At 40.8% G+C, this 17,286-nt stretch carries 13 protein-coding genes; 5 read left to right on the forward strand and 8 right to left on the reverse strand.

Going from position 1 to position 17,286, the window contains the following annotated elements:
* Positions 1 to 280 precede the first annotated feature (280 nt).
* From F607_RS28575 to trxA, 4 genes are all read right to left on the reverse strand, one after another.
* The gene (locus F607_RS28575) at positions 281 to 1,015 is read right to left on the reverse strand and encodes an NAD(P)H-flavin reductase (RefSeq protein WP_051311067.1); all 735 of its coding nucleotides are present in this window, start codon (positions 1,013 to 1,015) and stop codon (positions 281 to 283) included.
* Between the two features lie 44 nt (positions 1,016 to 1,059).
* Positions 1,060 to 2,526 (reverse strand): 4-hydroxy-3-polyprenylbenzoate decarboxylase, encoded by a 1,467-nt coding sequence (gene ubiD, locus F607_RS0107310; protein ID WP_027707565.1) that lies wholly within the window; start codon positions 2,524 to 2,526, stop codon positions 1,060 to 1,062.
* Positions 2,527 to 2,706: 180 nt separating this feature from the next.
* On the reverse strand, positions 2,707 to 3,966 hold the full coding sequence (gene rho, locus F607_RS0107315; RefSeq protein ID WP_027707566.1) for a transcription termination factor Rho: 1,260 nt from the start codon (positions 3,964 to 3,966) through the stop codon (positions 2,707 to 2,709).
* Between the two features lie 703 nt (positions 3,967 to 4,669).
* A complete protein-coding gene (gene trxA / locus F607_RS0107320) occupies positions 4,670 to 4,996 on the reverse strand; it encodes a thioredoxin TrxA (RefSeq protein WP_027707567.1) in 327 nt (108 codons plus the stop codon).
* Between the two features lie 216 nt (positions 4,997 to 5,212).
* Here trxA and ppx point away from each other — a divergent pair, with 216 nt between their 5' ends.
* The gene (gene ppx, locus F607_RS0107325; protein ID WP_211233608.1) at positions 5,213 to 6,727 is read left to right on the forward strand and encodes an exopolyphosphatase; all 1,515 of its coding nucleotides are present in this window, start codon (positions 5,213 to 5,215) and stop codon (positions 6,725 to 6,727) included.
* A gap of 131 nt (positions 6,728 to 6,858) precedes the next feature.
* Here ppx and ppk1 read toward each other — a convergent pair whose 3' ends face one another.
* Both ppk1 and hemB read right to left on the reverse strand, forming a co-directional pair.
* Complete coding sequence (gene ppk1 / locus F607_RS28580; protein ID WP_051311069.1) at positions 6,859 to 8,988, reverse strand: polyphosphate kinase 1; 2,130 nt, start codon at positions 8,986 to 8,988, stop codon at positions 6,859 to 6,861.
* 293 nt (positions 8,989 to 9,281) lie between these two features.
* Positions 9,282 to 10,295 (reverse strand): porphobilinogen synthase, encoded by a 1,014-nt coding sequence (hemB, locus tag F607_RS0107335; RefSeq protein WP_027707569.1) that lies wholly within the window; start codon positions 10,293 to 10,295, stop codon positions 9,282 to 9,284.
* A gap of 297 nt (positions 10,296 to 10,592) precedes the next feature.
* Between hemB and F607_RS0107340 the strand changes: the two genes are divergently transcribed.
* A complete protein-coding gene (locus tag F607_RS0107340) occupies positions 10,593 to 10,922 on the forward strand; it encodes a c-type cytochrome (protein WP_038290491.1) in 330 nt (109 codons plus the stop codon).
* A 250-nt stretch (positions 10,923 to 11,172) separates the two neighbouring features.
* Here F607_RS0107340 and F607_RS0107345 read toward each other — a convergent pair whose 3' ends face one another.
* Positions 11,173 to 12,225 (reverse strand): alkane 1-monooxygenase, encoded by a 1,053-nt coding sequence (locus tag F607_RS0107345; protein ID WP_038290493.1) that lies wholly within the window; start codon positions 12,223 to 12,225, stop codon positions 11,173 to 11,175.
* 292 nt (positions 12,226 to 12,517) lie between these two features.
* Here F607_RS0107345 and F607_RS0107350 point away from each other — a divergent pair, with 292 nt between their 5' ends.
* Positions 12,518 to 13,486: an alpha/beta hydrolase gene (locus F607_RS0107350; protein WP_027707572.1), complete on the forward strand. Its 969-nt coding sequence runs from the start codon at positions 12,518 to 12,520 to the stop codon at positions 13,484 to 13,486.
* 77 nt (positions 13,487 to 13,563) lie between these two features.
* Positions 13,564 to 14,475: a chemotaxis protein gene (locus F607_RS0107355; RefSeq protein ID WP_027707573.1), complete on the forward strand. Its 912-nt coding sequence runs from the start codon at positions 13,564 to 13,566 to the stop codon at positions 14,473 to 14,475.
* A gap of 200 nt (positions 14,476 to 14,675) precedes the next feature.
* Here the strand turns inward: F607_RS0107355 and F607_RS0107360 are convergent, their stop codons facing one another.
* The gene (locus F607_RS0107360; protein ID WP_027707574.1) at positions 14,676 to 15,431 is read right to left on the reverse strand and encodes an outer membrane protein OmpK; all 756 of its coding nucleotides are present in this window, start codon (positions 15,429 to 15,431) and stop codon (positions 14,676 to 14,678) included.
* Positions 15,432 to 16,499: 1,068 nt separating this feature from the next.
* Between F607_RS0107360 and elbB the strand changes: the two genes are divergently transcribed.
* Positions 16,500 to 17,153, forward strand: coding sequence for an isoprenoid biosynthesis glyoxalase ElbB (elbB, locus tag F607_RS0107365; protein ID WP_027707575.1), 654 nt, complete (start codon positions 16,500 to 16,502; stop codon positions 17,151 to 17,153).
* Positions 17,154 to 17,286 lie beyond the last annotated feature (133 nt).

A 17,286-nucleotide genomic window follows, 5' to 3' on the forward strand; every position in this document is an offset into this window, starting at 1 on the left:
AAGCAGGTGACGAATAAGCAGCTGGCGCTTTATCAATTTATTTTAAATCACCGGGCTTTTCAGCGTAGCCATCATGCTTATCTAGTAGGAAAGACACCAGCGGAAGCCTTAACAGGCAAACCCCATGCTCACTGGCTGGAACTGTTAGGGTATCAACGGTTTAAGAAAGCCGTTTAGCCACGCCTAAACTTCTTCTGTGAAAATCATTTTTTATGCTGCTTCTGTAGTAGATCTGCGCTCGTCAAGTGTTCACTCAAAACACCTATTTCTGAACCATGCCCTATTTTTTTCTGGGAGCGTAATCAAAAACATCCGCAGCAACATGATCAGCAGCGATACCCTCACTGATAAGTCCATCAAATGTAGCATAAACCATGGTGGGAGAGCCGCTAATATAAAAGAAAGCATCTTTTATGCTTGCTAAATCTTCATGAACGGCTTCGATTAATAAACCTGAACGGTATACTTCATCTTCAATGGCTGAGTCGCTTACAACAGGGTGAAAAACTATTTTATTTTCTTTAGCCCATTGTTGAGGAAGTGCTTTTAAATAAAACTGTTCAGATAATCTTGCTCCCCAATATAGGTGCAGTGGATAAGGGTGTTTTTGCGCAAAACAATGTTCTAACATGCTTTTCATTTGCGCAAAACCGGTACCTGCAGCAATAAATACCAATGGTTTATTGGGTATTGTCGCTAGATGGCAATTTCCCAATGGTAAAGTAATGGAGAGTGTTTTTTGTTGTTGAATGTATTCAATAACTTGTTTTGAAAGTTCGCTATTTGGCAAGTACTGAATATGAAGTTCAAGCTGATAATCATGGTTATGGTAGTGTTCAGGCGCACTGGCAATAGATAAAGGACATTGTTGTTGATTGGGTAACTGTACTATTAAATATTGACCAGCATAAAAAGAAGGTAGTTGTTCAGTAGTTTGTTGAAGGCGAACACGGAAAATATCATTAGGGAGGCGATCAATACTGTAGATGTTCACTGCTAAGGTTTTGGTAGTCACTGCTGGTGCTCCACAATTATAATTTCACATGCTATTTATTTTCGTTACATTATATTTAATTGGTCCCATAACTCATCAACTCGTTGTTTAACAGTTTCCGTCATCACAATGGGTTTGCCCCACTCTCGGTTTGTTTCACCAGGCCATTTATTGGTGGCATCCATCCCAACCTTAGAACCTAAACCTGATACAGGTGAAGCAAAGTCAAGATAATCAATAGGCGTTTGATCAACAAATGTCATATCACGCTGGGGGTCCATGCGTGTTGTCATTGCCCATATTACATCTTGCCAGTTTCGGGCATCGACATCATCATCGGTAACAATAACAAATTTGGTATACATGAACTGTCGTAGGAATGACCATACACCCAACATGACTCTTTTAGCATGACCTGGATACTGTTTTTTGATGGTCACAACAGCAAGCCGATATGAGCAACCTTCAGGGGGCAAATAAAAGTCAACAATTTCTGGAAACTGCTTTTGCAAAATGGGTACGAAGACTTCATTGAGAGCAACGCCTAAAATGGCTGGCTCATCAGGTGGTCTGCCTGTATAGGTACTGTGATAAATGGGGTTTTTACGATGCGTTATGCACTCTACGGTAAAAACAGGGAAGTTATCAACTTCATTGTAGTAGCCTGTGTGATCACCGTAGGGACCTTCCGGGGCCAGCTCATCCGGGTAAATATAACCTTCTAGTACAATTTCTGCACTGGCGGGCACTTGTAAGTCTGAAGTGTGGCACTTCACTAGTTCTGTTTTACTACCTCGCAGCAGGCCTGCAAATGCATATTCGCTTAAAGTGTCGGGAACTGGTGTGACAGCCCCTAAAATAGTGGCTGGGTCAGCACCTAAGGCAACTGCGACAGGAAAAGGCTTACCTGGGTTAACACTTTGCCATTCTTGATAGTCTATTGCTCCACCTCGGTGTGATAACCAGCGCATGATAAGTTTATTGCGGCCCAGTAGCTGCATTCGATAAATGCCTAAATTATAACGTGGCTTATGTGGGCCTTGGGTAATCACCAGTGGCCAGGTCACTAAAGGGGCTACATCTCCTGGCCAGCAGGTTTGAATAGGTAATGTGGTGAGATCAACATCTGAGGCTTCGAAAATTTCCTGTTGGCAAGGGGCTGTTCGAACCTGTTTAGGACTCATGTGCATGACTTGCTTGAAGATGGGTAACTTTTCCCAGGCATCCTTCATCCCTTTCGGTGGCTCAGGCTCTTTCAAGTAAGCCAGCAACTGACCGATTTCTCGTAAATGGGCAACAGACTCAGCACCCATACCATAAGCAACGCGCTCAGGTGTGCCAAAAAGGTTGGCTAATAAAGGAATTGAAGAGCCTTTAGGGGATTCAAACAGAAGGGCAGGGCCTTGTCGGCGTAAGGTTCGGTCAGCAATTTCGGTGATTTCTAAATAGGGATCAACAGGGTGTTTGATTCGTTTGAGTTCACCCTTTTTTTCTAACTGCTTGATAAAGTCTCGAAGATCTTTGTATTTCATTGGAGTCCAAAATATCTCATTCAGATCAGCATTATAGCCAGCCCTGAATTATGACAAAAGGGACGGTTTGTAAGGGAATTATTTATATTTGTCTAATAGTGATCACTCCAAAAACGTACTTCAGATCAAAACCACCCACTTTAGTAGGCGGTTATCTATTTAGAGGTGCCCTATAGACTTTTATTTCCGCTTCATAGACTGGAAGAACTCTTCATTGGTTCGAGTATCTTTCATGCGGTCAGCGAGAAATTCAATGGCGGCAATTTCATCCATTGGGTGAAGTATTTTCCGCAAAATCCACATGCGTTGAAGCTCTTCTTCTGTCGTGAGTAAGTCTTCGCGGCGAGTACCTGAGCGAGTAATGTTAATAGCAGGGAAAACACGTTTTTCAGCAATGCGCCGGTCAAGGTGCAGTTCCATGTTACCCGTACCTTTAAACTCTTCGTAGATCACCTCATCCATCTTGGAGCCAGTATCTACCAGAGCGGTAGCGATAATAGTCAAACTGCCGCCTTCTTCAATATTACGTGCAGCACCAAAGAAACGCTTTGGTCTTTCCAATGCATGTGCATCAACACCACCTGTGAGTACTTTACCTGATGATGGAATGACTGTGTTGTATGCTCTGGCAAGACGAGTGATAGAGTCTAATAAAATGACAACATCTTTTTTATGCTCAACAAGTCGCTTGGCTTTTTCAATAACCATTTCTGCCACTTGAACGTGACGAGATGGGGGTTCATCAAACGTACTGGCGACCACTTCACCGCGCACAGAGCGGGCCATTTCAGTTACTTCCTCTGGACGTTCGTCGATGAGAAGTACAATAAGGTGGCACTCGGGGTTATTACGGGAAATATTGGACGCAATATTCTGTAGCATTAATGTTTTACCTGCCTTTGGCGGAGAAACAATCAAGCCACGTTGTCCTTTCCCGAAGGGTGCAACTAAGTCAATGATTCGTGCTGTTAAATCTTCTGTGGAGCCATTACCGGCTTCCATTAACAGACGTTCTTGAGGAAATAATGGTGTTAAATTTTCAAATAATATTTTATTTTTTGCATTTTCTGGTTTGCCAAAGTTAATTTCATTAACTTTCAGCAGGGCAAAATAACGTTCGCCATCTTTAGGAGGGCGTATCTTGCCAGAAATAGTATCGCCTGTACGTAAATTGAAACGGCGAATTTGGCTGGGGGATACATAGATATCATCAGGGCCTGCTAGGTAAGAGCTGTCAGCAGAGCGCAGGAAACCAAAGCCATCTTGCAATATTTCAAGTACACCGTCGCCATAAATATCTTCACCACTACGGGCGTGACGCTTCAGTATTGAAAAAATTACATCCTGTTTCCGGGATCTGGCTAAGTTGTCTAGTCCCATTTGACTTGCAATTTCCAGCAATTCTGGGACGGGTTTTTGCTTTAATTCGGTAAGATTCATAGCGGGTTATATGAAATAACAATGAAAGGTATACTAAGTTGCTGTAGTGATAGCAGAAACTAAGGTATGTGTTTGATAATTACTAATTTGGTAAGTATTGTTTGAATCGAATATTCTATATTTCGTTTGTACAATTATTTTGTACAGTTCGTTTCTCGATCGCACTATTGCTTGTAAATTAGTTTTTGTAAAGTATGTCGTGTTTTTGAATTTCTATCTTTTCAGTTTTTCTTTGTTTTACAACAAAATATTAGCTTCTGCAGTTAACTAACGTAACTAAATTACAGCATAACTTAATTACAGATTACAGTATAACAATAGATAGCGTATTACGAGAAAATCTCAACTACAAGTAACACATAAGGTTGGTATTTCTTGTTATGAGACTGCTTACTTCGACACAGCTGACTTTTTAATACCTTATAGTCAATACCTTAGAGGATATCACCTATAGTCTTCAGGGGTATCACTAACAAGGACTCACAGCTGATTACTGTAATAAGAATAGCTTCCTGCACTCAATTAGGCTAGTGTGCATAATCTAACACTGATAATAGATTCAGTCTACTCCTTAGTCCAGAAAAAAATAGGAATATGCTGTAAACGTTGTATGAGTCACTGTTAACAAGGGGGGGAATGTGATTCTGTTAAGGAAACAGTGCAGGCTACGCTGCACTGAGCTGACAAGGAAAATGGCTAAACTTTAGATATTGCTATCAAGAAAAGCAGTCAGCTGAGACTTCGATAAAGCCCCTACTTTTGTTGCTTCAACATTACCATTTTTGAATAACATTAATGTGGGTATACCACGTACGCCGTACTTGGGCGGTGTTTTTTCGTTCTTGTCAATATCCATCTTGCATATAGTCAGTTTGCCTGCGTATTCTTCTGCAATCGCATCTAATACGGGCGCAATCATTTTGCAGGGGCCACACCACTCAGCCCAGTAATCAACCAGTACAGGGCCTTCAGCGTTGAGGACGTCCTGGTCAAATGAGTCGTCAGTTACATGCTTGATATGTTCGCTCATGTCGCAGTTTCTCCAAGATATATTCCAAAACAAAATGGGGCCTATGATAGCACTCTGTTCCTTAAGCAAACAATTCGCTAAGATGACCCATTAAATTGCAGTATTGTGATACTGACTTGTTGTTATTTGTTATTAATTTGTTGTAGTTGTTGTTGCCTTGGTGGATTTTAGACATCCACTCAGATAATAACAAAAATTAGCCAATTTGGACTGCTGATGACCGATAGCATATCCCGCTCAGAACATAATGACCAGTCCCTGATCGCAGCAATTGATCTAGGTTCAAACAGTTTTCACATGATTGTTGCGAGGCAGGAAGGTGATGAGATTAGGCCTATTGAGCGTTTAGGTGAAAAAGTTCAGTTAGCAGCAGGATTAGATGATCAAGGTGTGCTAAGTACTGAAGCCATGGAGCGAGGTCTGGCCTGTTTAAGTCGATTTGCCCAGTATGTTAGAGGTTTACCTGCTCAGCACATAAGAGTGGTTGGTACCAATGCACTACGTATTGCAACCAATGCCGATGAGTTTCTTGCAGCGGCCGAAAATGTGTTAGGTCATGCCGTTGATGTGATTGCTGGCCGTGAAGAGGCGCGACTCATTTTCCAGGGAGTTGCACATACTATGGCTGGACAAGATGAGGCCCGTTTGGTTGTTGATATTGGTGGAGGAAGTACCGAGTTTGCCATTGGCAAAGGGTTTAATACGACACTCCTGGAAAGTCTTCATATGGGGTGTGTGGTCTACACTAAACGTTTTTTTCAAGAGGGTTTGCTGAGTGCCCAAAATTTTCAAGCGGCCTATTATGCAGCTCGATTAGAACTCCTGAATATAGTTGAAGACTGTCAACAAAATGCCTGGTCAGTAGCTATAGGCTCATCAGGTACGGTGAAATCTATTGCATTTGTCCTGCAAGGGTTGGGCATGACAGGTTCTGGTATTACGTTAGAAGGGCTAGAGCATCTTCGTCGACAAGTGATTGCGGCAGGACATGTGGATAATCTTAGCTTACCAGCACTCAAACCTGATCGTGTTGGTATTTTTCCCGCAGGGCTTGCTATATTGATGGCGGTTTTTGAAGCGTTTCAAATACCAAAGATGGCGTATTCTGATGGAGCGTTACGAGAAGGTTTACTGTATGACATGCTGGGCCGCTTTCATCATGTCGATGTCCGGAATAAGACGGTTCAGGCTTTAATGCGTCGTTATCATGTCGATATGAAACATGCCAAGCGGGTGTGTAAACACGCTATCAAATGTTTTGATCAAGTAAGCAAAGCTTGGTTTTTAGAGGCAGAAGACCGACAGTTGCTTGGTTGGGCTGCCCAGTTACACGAAATTGGCCTGGATATTTCTCATGCCCAATTTCATAAGCATGGTGCTTATATTATCAAACATGCAGACTTGCTGGGTTTTTCACGAGATGATCAGTTACGTTTAGCGATGTTAGTACGCTGTCACCGGCGTGCACTTTCAGAAGATGCATTTTTTGATTTAGTCCCTGGTGTCGCAACGCGTATGAATAAACTTGCTATCTTGCTAAGGATTGCGATTTTACTCAATCATGTTCGAGATGATGAGCTGTTGCCCGACTATAGTTTAGTGCCAACATCTTCTGGTCTGAGCTTAACACTGGGGGCTGGGTGGTTAGCTGAGCATCCATTAACACAGGCGGATTTTGAGCAGGAGCAACAGTATCTCACTAAGGCAGGTTTTAGTTTGTCTGTTCAGTAATAAATTGATGGCTGTGAATAAAAAGAACACAATAAAGAAAAAGCGTTTGCTGTAAACAGCGCACATCAGAAAAAATGATTATGATGTGCACTGTTACAAAGGAACGTTAGAAACCGTCCAATATTTGAGTGCTACCGTGCAAGTTTTTCCAATAGGATAAGCTGGGCGTTTTTGTCAGACTCTCCTTCAGGAGGATGATTCTGGATGTAACTGCCATCGGTTTGCAGCTCCCAGCTCATACAGTTATCACTCAAGTAAATATCAAGTTCTTTTTTAATGCGTAAGGCAAGTTTAGGGTTTTCAACAGGGAAGGCAGTTTCTACACGGCGATCAAGGTTACGCTCCATGCAGTCAGCACTAGAGCAAAAGACCCGTGGATTATTGTCATTACAAAAGTAGTAGACTCGGGTATGCTCTAAAAAGCGACCTACAATAGAGCGGACCCTGATATTATCAGATAGCCCTTTTATACCTGGACGTACGCAACAAGTGCCTCGAACAATTAAATCTATCTCCACCCCTGCCTGGGCAGCACGATAAAGTGCTTTAATAACTTTTGCCTCGGTCATGGAGTTGACTTTAATAATAATTTTGGCGGGCTTTCCTTCTTTTGCGTTATGCGCTTCGTTATAAATCAGTTCCAGTATGGTTTTCTTTAGGGTAAAAGGTGCATGGAGTAGTTTTTTCACCTGCACAGCTTTACCCATACCTGTTAGTTGCTGGAACAGCTGATGTACATCTTCAGTTAATACTTTATTGCAGGTTAAAAAACTATAATCGGTGTAAATTCGCGCATTGACTGCATGATAATTACCGGTGCCCAAATGCGCATAACGCTGCATTGTTTTCCCTTCGCGGCGAATAATCAATGCCATTTTGGCATGGGTTTTATAACCTACTACACCATAAACAATGACTGCGCCCGCTTCTTGCAGCCGGCTGGCTAATTGCAGATTATCCTCTTCATCAAAACGTGCACGAATTTCTATGACCGCAACGACTTCTTTACCATTACGTGCAGCATCAACCATGGCACTGACAATTTCTGAATTAGCACCAGTACGATATAAGGTTTGTTTTATTGCTAATACATTAGGATCTTTTGCTGCTTGACGTAAAACATCAACAACGGGGGTGAAGGACTCAAAAGGGTGTAAAAGTAAAATGTCATTTTTTTTGATAGCGCCCAGTAAATCCTCATTTTTAACCAGTGCTTTCGGAAAACCCGGGCTAAAAGGATCATATTGTAAGCTTGAGTGGTCTTCACTATTGCAAACACTCATTAAGCGGCCTGGGTTGACGGGACCATCAACTTGATAAAGCTCTTGCTCAGTCAGATTGAATTGCTTTAATAGAAAGTTCGTCAAAGGTTGCGGGCAGTTGGCAACTACTTCTAAACGAACTGCATCACCATAGCGTCTAGACCAAAGCTCCCCTTGGAGTGCTCTTGCGAGGTCTTCGACTTCTTCTGAGTCGAGGGTGAGGTCACTGTTACGTGTTAAGCGAAACTGATAGCAGCCTTTAACGGTCATGCCAGGGAAGAGATCTTCTACATGGCTGTGAATCATTGAAGATAAAAAGACATAGCACACTTTTCCGTTACTGAGTTCTTCTGGGAGTTTGATGAGTCGAGGCAGTGAACGGGGGGCCGGGATAATGGCCATACCAGTTTCCCGACCAAAGGCATCTTTGCCTTCTAAAGAAACAATAAAGTTGAGAATTTTATTGGCTAACCTAGGGAATGGGTGTGCTGGGTCTAGCCCGATAGGGCTAATAACAGGCAGAATTTGCTGGTTGAAGTAATCCTGTATCCAGGCTGCTTGCTTTGGCGTAAATTGTGTGCGCCGCAGGAAGCAGATATTTTGCTCTTCTAACTTAGGGAGTAGTACATCATTTAAAATTTGATATTGTTTATTAACCAATTCATGAGTTTTTTGGGCTATTTCAGCTAACACCTGTTGCGGCTGTTTACCATCTAGCCCCGATTTTTCTCGGGCAAAATTAATTTGTTGTTTTAGTCCGGCAACACGAATTTCAAAAAATTCGTCCATATTACTGCCAAAAATCAGCAGAAATCTTAAACGTTCAAGCAAAGGGTATGATTCATTCAAGGACTGTTCCAGAACCCGGGCATTAAATTCAAGATGGCTAAGTTCTCGATTAATGTAATAGTCGGGGTTTGATAAGTCAGTGATTTTGCTTGGCTCTTCAACAGGTTCGCTAGCAACCTCTTGAATGTCTTGACTGGCAGACAAGTTCATAATACTCCTTGCTAAGCAGTACGGACCAAATAGTCGATGGTCTGATTAATATTCATTATAGCGTCTGAAAACTTGTGTCGTTAAGTGATCCAACAACCACCACCGTGCTGGGTATCCCTACATAAAACATGATTAATAGGTAGCTGTTGTATAAGTGCTTCATGATGCTGATTACTATACCCTTAGCGCGAATTACTTTATAGCACGAAGTTCTTGGCGTTTACCGGTTTGGCTTATAATACTGTTTCATAAAGGTTGGCCAAGGGTATAGCTAAGTAAAAAAATTATGATAATTAGGCTGAGTGAATGAGTTCAGCTGCTTCTTTGGCGAAGTAGGTGAAAATTGCATCTGCACCCGCGCGCTTCATCGCGATTAAGCTTTCTAGCATGACACTATTATTATCCAACCATCCATTTGCTGCGGCAGCTTTGTGCATTGCGTACTCTCCACTCACCTGGTAGACAAAAACAGGGACCTGAAGTTCCTTTTTAACGCGATAAACAATATCTAAGTAAGGCATACCAGGCTTGACCATTACCACATCTGCACCTTCTTGCGAATCTAGCGCTACCTCTTGTAGTGCTTCATCACTGTTTGCAGGGTCCATTTGATAGGTATATTTGTTACTTTTGCCTAACGTAGCACTGGAGCCTACCGCATCTCGAAAAGGACCGTAGTAGGCTGATGCATATTTAGCAGAATAAGCCATAATACGTGTATTAATTAATCCTTCAGTTTCCAGTGCTTGTCGTATGGTGCCAATACGTCCATCCATCATATCAGAGGGAGCAACCATATCAGCTCCAGCTTGAGCCTGGGCAAGAGCCTGCTTTACTAAAACCTCTACCGTGATGTCATTTAATACATAACCTGACTCGTCGATGATGCCGTCTTGGCCGTGTGTTGTATAAGGATCGAGTGCTACATCTGTAATAATGCCTAAATCAGGAAAGGCATTTTTGACTGAACGAATAGCACGTTGCATTAATCCATCAGGGTCATAGGCTGCTTTTGCATCTTCTGATTTTACAGAGGCATCTGGTGCCGGAAATAGGGCAATTGCAGGAATACCTAACGCAACAAGTGTCTTACATTCGATGATGAGTTGATCAATACTCAGACGCTCAATATTAGGCATGGAGGGAATAGGCTCTCGCTGCTGATCACCCTCTATAACAAAAATAGGATACACCAAGTCATTCGTGGATAAGCTATGTTCACGCATTAAGCGACGAGAAAAAGAATCGTAGCGCATTCTACGCATGCGTGTTCCAGGAAACTGGCGAACAACAAACTGCTTGGACATATGCAAGCTCTCCCTTTCACGGTGTATGAAATTAGCGCTCAAGTATATACCTATTTTGCAGTAGACCCCAGTGGCAGGTTTTTGCTGACGAGAAAATGGGAAAGGTTGATGCGCGTTATCTCAAGCTTTTAAATGCTGAGCTTGATAAGCGATAATTTCTTTAAATTTACATAAAAATGTCATTTTTAATTTCCCTAGTCTAGCTGGGTGAAAATAGGCTATGATCTGCCTGTAAATTAATTATTAACCAGTAGAAGTTACTATTTATTAGCCGTGGATTAGCCTATGAGGAATTTTATGTCGGTGTTTATTAGGAAGTTTTTTTTAGTATTATTTTTACCCTTCTTTAGTATGAGTGCCATGTATGTCAGTGCAGCTGGAGATGTTGAAGCCGGTAAGAATAAAGCAAAAATATGTAATGCCTGTCATGGTGAAGATGGTTATGCCAAAATACCTATTTATCCTCACTTGGCAGGCCAGAATGCTGCCTATTTGGAAAGCTCTCTAAAAGCATATCGAGCAAAACAGCGGCAAGGAGGGCAGGCGGTTGTTATGCATGCTCAAGCAGCTAACTTAAGTGATCAGGATATTGCCGATTTAGCTGCATTTTATAATAGTCTAAAATAAACATTAATCGTTGCAGTTGTTAATTCTTCTAAAGCCTCAGAAATTCCTAAAAAGTGGCTGAGGCTTTTGTATACTCTTCGCGAATGATTTTTAGGCTTTGTTACCATCGCTCTTCACCCCAGTCATTTAGTTTATCTAAACTCCTGGGGCTTCATCGCTCGGTGGTCTCGCCTAAATAACCCTTCGCTGTGAGTATATACTACTTTATTTTGACACCTAAGAATGATTCGTGAGGGGTGTATATTATCCTTTAGCCAAATACTTGTTTTTGGGTTTGTTGGTAGTGAATAACCCGAGGATCCATTATCTGCCGCCAAAGAGGAGGGATTAAAGCAAGTAACATCATGGCGCCATAACTTGAAGGTAATTGCGGACTTTCATCAAAGTGACGCAATATTTGGTAGCGTCTGGCGGGATGAGCATGGTGATCTGAGTGACGTTGTAAATTAAAAAGTCCTGCATTTGAGAAAATTTCACTGGCATTCCATGAATGTATTGGACTGACACGCTCATATCGACCATCAGGTAGTTGCTTGCGAACCAAGCCGTAATGCTCTACATAATTGACTATTTCTAGTGAAATGATTGCGCAGATCGAACTTACCCATATAAACATCAAACCTTGCCAACCAGCCCATAGTGCAAAGCTTGTCCATAGCAACAATGTTCCCGCACTCCACCAAAGTAATTCATTTTGCCAATGCCAGAAAGGTAACTTTTTCTTTGCTAAACGAGTGGCTTCTAATTTAAATCCTTGGATAATATTTCTGATAATTGCTTGGGGAAGAAATAAATAAATTGACTGACCAAGCTTTGCGGTTGAAGCATCATGCGGTGTTGCGACATTAACATGATGACCTCTTACATGTTCTACTTTAAAGGTTGCATAACCCACGAGCATTAGCATAAAGCCACCGAGCATACGTTCATGCTTAGTATTGCGATGTATGAGTTCATGAGAAATGTTGATAGCACCAGCAAATACCAGAAATCCTGTACTCAATGACAGTGCTAATGTGGAGCTCCAAACTTCGAACTTTGCACTATAAAGTCCTAACATCAGATAGCCAAGCTGGACACAACAAAATCCACAAATAATCACTTTATAACGATAGTCATTGAGAAGCTGTTGCTCTTGTAGCGGGGTAGGGTTTTGTTTACTGCGACCAAGAACAAGGTCTACTGCGGGGAAAAGTAGATAAAAAAGTAAAAATAATAAATTCCAGGTACCACCAAGGTACCAGCCAATAAATGGAATCATAGAAACCAGATAGGCTAATAGAAAGTAATAGGGGGGTAACATGTAAACTGTCCTTGTTATACAGTGTTATTAAGAAAATTATTTGATTTTATTAATATTTCCTCATTGTGCGACTGAGCAGATGCTGAAGACTCTATTCAGTCATACGTCATAAAATTGTCAGACAATATAAAGTTTAGCAGGTAATTATATAAAGAGGATGTTAAGGCAGGGCCAAAGTTACTTCAGATCTTTGTAAAAAACTTAGTCTTTAACGTTTGCTCTGTTTAGTGAAAATGTTATAAGGCAGTTAATAGGTATTTTTTTATAAAAAAGTGTAAGAAATAGGCTACTGATGAAAACGCTTCCATTTTTTTTAGAACACTTGCAACAAGGTTTTAGGCCTTTGTCATTAGAATCTCCCCTGCAACCAACAGCACAGGAGCTAGCTTACTTTAGCTATTATGGAATTGATTTTGCGAAGCAATTGCCTGATGTAGCACATTATTTTGGCTGGCTGGAATCACCTCCTTACATGGTTGCTTGTCATGTTTATAAACAGCCTAACCCGAAAGGCTGTTTTTTCTTGTTACATGGGTATTATGACCATATAGGTTTATATAAGCATGTCATTCGCTTTTTACTTGAGCAGGGGTTTGATGTATTTGCTTTTGATCTGCCTGGGCATGGATTGTCTTCAGGTTCAAGAGCATCTATTCAAATGTTCTCAGAATATGAAAGTGCGCTTTCGCGCTGTTTGCAATTTTCAGAGAATCAGTTACCTAAGCCATGGCACATAATAGGGCAAAGTACGGGAGGGGCGGTAACGATTGATTACCTGCAGCGGAATCAGTTTGATCTTACGACGAGTCCATTTCAACATGTTGTATTATTAGCTCCCCTTGTAAGACCAAGAGCATGGCGCCAGTCGTTGTTTGCATATTTTTTACTAAAGCCTTTTATTCGACGTCTTAATAGGCGTTATACTGCTAACTCTACAGATAGCTCATTTGTGGAGTTTATTCGTCATGCTGATCCCTTGCAGCCAGCTAATTTATCTGTCGAGTGGGTAGGTGCACTTCATCATTGGATTAAAGAAATTGAAAACAGCCGTAAAAGTCCTCTTACCCCTATTATTATTCAAGGAGAACAGGACTTGACAGTTGACTGGCAGCATAATTTAAAAGTGCTAGATAAAATTTTTACCCAACCCAAAAAACTCATTCTGCCATCAGCTAAACATCATTTAGCTAACGAAAGTGAAACAATTCGGAAACGATACTTCAAGTTCTTGCAAGAGTGCGTAGGGGATAATCTTTGCTAAACTACTGTAATTAAATAAGGTTACTTAAAGGGATTAGTAGTAGAGTTAATCCTCGGACTGCCCATTAGAGAGTGAATATGACAGGAATAAGTCAATCTAATAACAGTGATCAGCGCCACTTAGGGCAGGATTTGTTGCTATTCCGATTATGCGGTAAACAGCGCTATGGAATTAATGTACTAAAAATTAAAGAAATTATTCCAACGCAAAAGCTTACCCAACTCCCGCAAGCACATCCCGCCATAGTAGGTATTGCCAAGTTAAGGGGCACCCCTCTGAGTGTAATCGACTTGGCTCAGGCAATTGGGCTGATACCGCTACGTGATACTCAAGGTAAGATAAATATAATTATTGCAGAGTTTAACCGTACAATGCAGGGTTTTTTAGTGGGGGAAGTAGAGCGTATCGTCAGCTTGAGCTGGAAAGATATTTTACCGCCTCCAAAAGCTACAGGAAAAGGGAGTTATGTGACTGGGGTAACTTCTTTTGACAAAGATATGATAGAAATTATCGATGTTGAAAAAGTGTTAAATGAAGTAGTGCCAGAGCACATAGGGAGCTCACTGCTTAAATTGCAATTATTGCCGGAACAAATTGCTATCCTAAAAGATAAATTAATCATGGTTGTTGACGACTCCAGCATGGCAAGAAAGCAGATTTGTCAAACACTGGATAAACTCCCTGTTAAGTATGTTGTATCGAATGATGGGAAGGAAGCGCTGGATTTACTGCGTAACTTGCACCAACAGGGAAGGCATGTAGATATGATTATTTCTGACATTGAAATGCCTGAAATGGATGGTTATACACTTACGCGAGAGATACGCAAGGACCAAGATTTATCATCAATGTATATTTTATTACATACGTCATTATCCAGTAGCATTACTTCTGCAGCGGCTGATGCCAGTGGTGCAGATGCTGCGTTGACAAAGTTTGTCAGCGAAGAGTTATCATCGATTGTGCTGAAAGCACTCGAAGCTTCCTAAGATTCCAGTAAAAATCAAATACTTTTTTCCTCATTTAAGAAAGGGACTATTAATTATTTGTGATTAAGGCGTAAAAAAGAAAACAAAAAAGCCAATGTAAAATTGGCTTTAATTAAGGAGAAACGCATCATTTTTATTGTAGTTGGTTAGTAGTCAGCGTCCTTACTTGTCACTAACTAGACGAGGGAGATTTAGTTTATTTAAAAATTATACTTCAATGATAGTATTGTACCGTTTTGGTAAGTTGGAGATCCTAAGTAGTCATCAGCATAGCGGTATTGAACACCGACATCAAAGTGATCAGTGACATGCCACCAACCAGAAATTGCGCCATTATAGCCTGAGGTATTAGGTGAGCCGTCATGACTTGCCATATAGTCATCATCACGCATAAAGTCGTACTCATGCCACTGGGCAACAGTGAAATTTTGACCTAGTGCGGAGAAGTCTTTGCCCCAAACGACACCTAACTGATAGCCATTGTGACCATCAAAAGAACCATATTTATCACTTTGGAATGAATGGTGTATGGCTGCATGAGCTTTTAACCACAGACCATTGGAAAAGTTGAAGCTTTTACCTATACCTAAAAATGTATTGGTTTCATCGAAGTCTTTCGTACGGAAATCAGAGACTTGTCCAAATAAATGCCAGCCTTGATCGCCTAGGAAGTAACGTACATTACCTTTACCGAAAAATCGATGTTTATCTGAGTTTTTATCCCATTCTTCAAAGTCGTAAAACCCGTACACTTCGCCCCAGTTGAAGCCGGCACCACCTTCTATTTCAAGATAGGAGAAGTCTTCTTTATTGCGACCGGTTTTGACTTCAGTATCTGCATCCCATTCAAGGTAGTTGATACTGACATTACCAAAGCTATAAGTCATTTCTGCATGTGCAGAGAATGTAAGGAGTGAAGCCACCACTAACGTTGTAGGAAGTATAATTTTTTGCATAACTACTACTCTTGGCATGTGTGACTGCAAGAACGCATACACTACTGGCTTTACCCTGGGTATTCAGTTGCACAGAAGGTATATGCTTTCTTTACATGTAGATATTTTTATAATGCTTACACCTATTGCTTACTCCCATAGCAACACATTAATTTTTATATTCAGTATTAAGAGCCTGTTACTTTGCCAGTAGGATTAGCAAAGTAACAGGAAGTACTGCTTTATTTATACCCGTTATTATGGGTATACGTTACTTTGGGTATTATTTACTGCTTTTTATAACGTTCCACGTTACCTATAACAAGGCTTATATGTAGCCAACTATCATCCTAATTAGCTGAGCACAATAAAGCTCGATATAGGTTCTTGCTACGTAACCCCTTGGTGATGAATCTTTACCCTTCACTATGGCTATATATTCTCACTGAGGGATACGGTGTTTGGTAACACCAAACAAGTAATGAGTAATAAGTAGTTAACCTCTCTTCTGCGGGATTAATTCTAACATGAAAAAAAGATGACAATAAAACAACTAATTCGTTTTATTTTATTTTATTTGCGTGAAGTCAAAAATTCTTGGGAGACTACTCTGAAAGTGAATAAATTTGCTTGAAATAAAGGGCTGTAGACAGTTTTTGCAGCGCTTTTGTAGAGATTAATTGATAATAAATAGCTAGCCTTATGTTGAAGGTAATATTAATTAATTTTGTATTAATTTTTAATTAAATGAAGTTATTTTTTGGTAAACTTACATAGCACAATGGATTGAGCACTTTTGTGCAGGAAAAATTGTGTTTTGACAATCTTCCTGAAACGGAAACCTTTTGCGTGAAAACTAGGCATAATATTATGATAAAAAACTATTTAATATGCACTGAGCTGGTTGGTTTGTTTAATTCAGGTGATGTGTTTGAAGAAAACTAGATCTAGTTAACAGTTTGTATCACGATTATTATTAGCTGATCCTAATATGCAGGCTGTCTTTTCTTAAAGGTCATTGTTGTATGATGATTGCTCTTCAGGTGGTTCGACTGATAGCGTTTAAAATTGTAAATACAAGGAGAGGAAATGAAGCGTGTTGCGGTAATTTTATCAGGATGTGGTGTCTTTGATGGGGCTGAGATTCATGAGTCGGTATTAACCTTATTACACCTTGATAAGGCTAATGTACACTACCAATGTTTTGCACCAGATATGCCTCAACAACATGTGATTAACCACGTAACAGGAGAAGTAGTTGAGGGAGAAACAAGGCATGTACTGGTTGAAGCGGCTCGAATTGCTCGAGGAGAAATAAAGTCCTTGTCAGAGCTAAGAGAAGACGACTTTGATGCATTAATTTTTCCTGGTGGGTTTGGCGCTGCAAAGAACTTGTGTTCATTTGCCTTTGATGGGCAGACCATGCAAATACAGCCTGATGTACTTGCAGTATGTCAACGCTTTGCAAAAGCAACTAAGCCGATTGGCTTGATCTGTATTGCACCCGTCATGGCGGCTAAAATCTTTGGTGAATCAGTAAAGTGTACGATTGGTCATGATCAAGCAACTGCAGATGCTATCAATACCATGGGGGCACAGCACGTGTCTTGCAAAGTAAACGACATTGTTATTGATGAACAGCACAAGTTGGTAACAACACCGGCTTATATGCTTGCGCAGCGGATTGGTGAGGCATCAGCAGGTATAGAGAAGTTGGTGAGTGCTGTTTTGGAACGCTGTTAGTGGCTATTATCGATTACTGAATTTATACCATTTGCAAATAGGTATACTTCTGGGTGTGGCTTGGTAGGTTAAGGGGTATCAGATATAAAATTTTGGTATGCCTTAATCTATGCGGATATCCATGTCTACTCCA

Source organism: Zooshikella ganghwensis DSM 15267 (assembly GCF_000428585.1).
GTDB classification, from domain to species: Bacteria; Pseudomonadota; Gammaproteobacteria; order Pseudomonadales; family Zooshikellaceae; genus Zooshikella; species Zooshikella ganghwensis.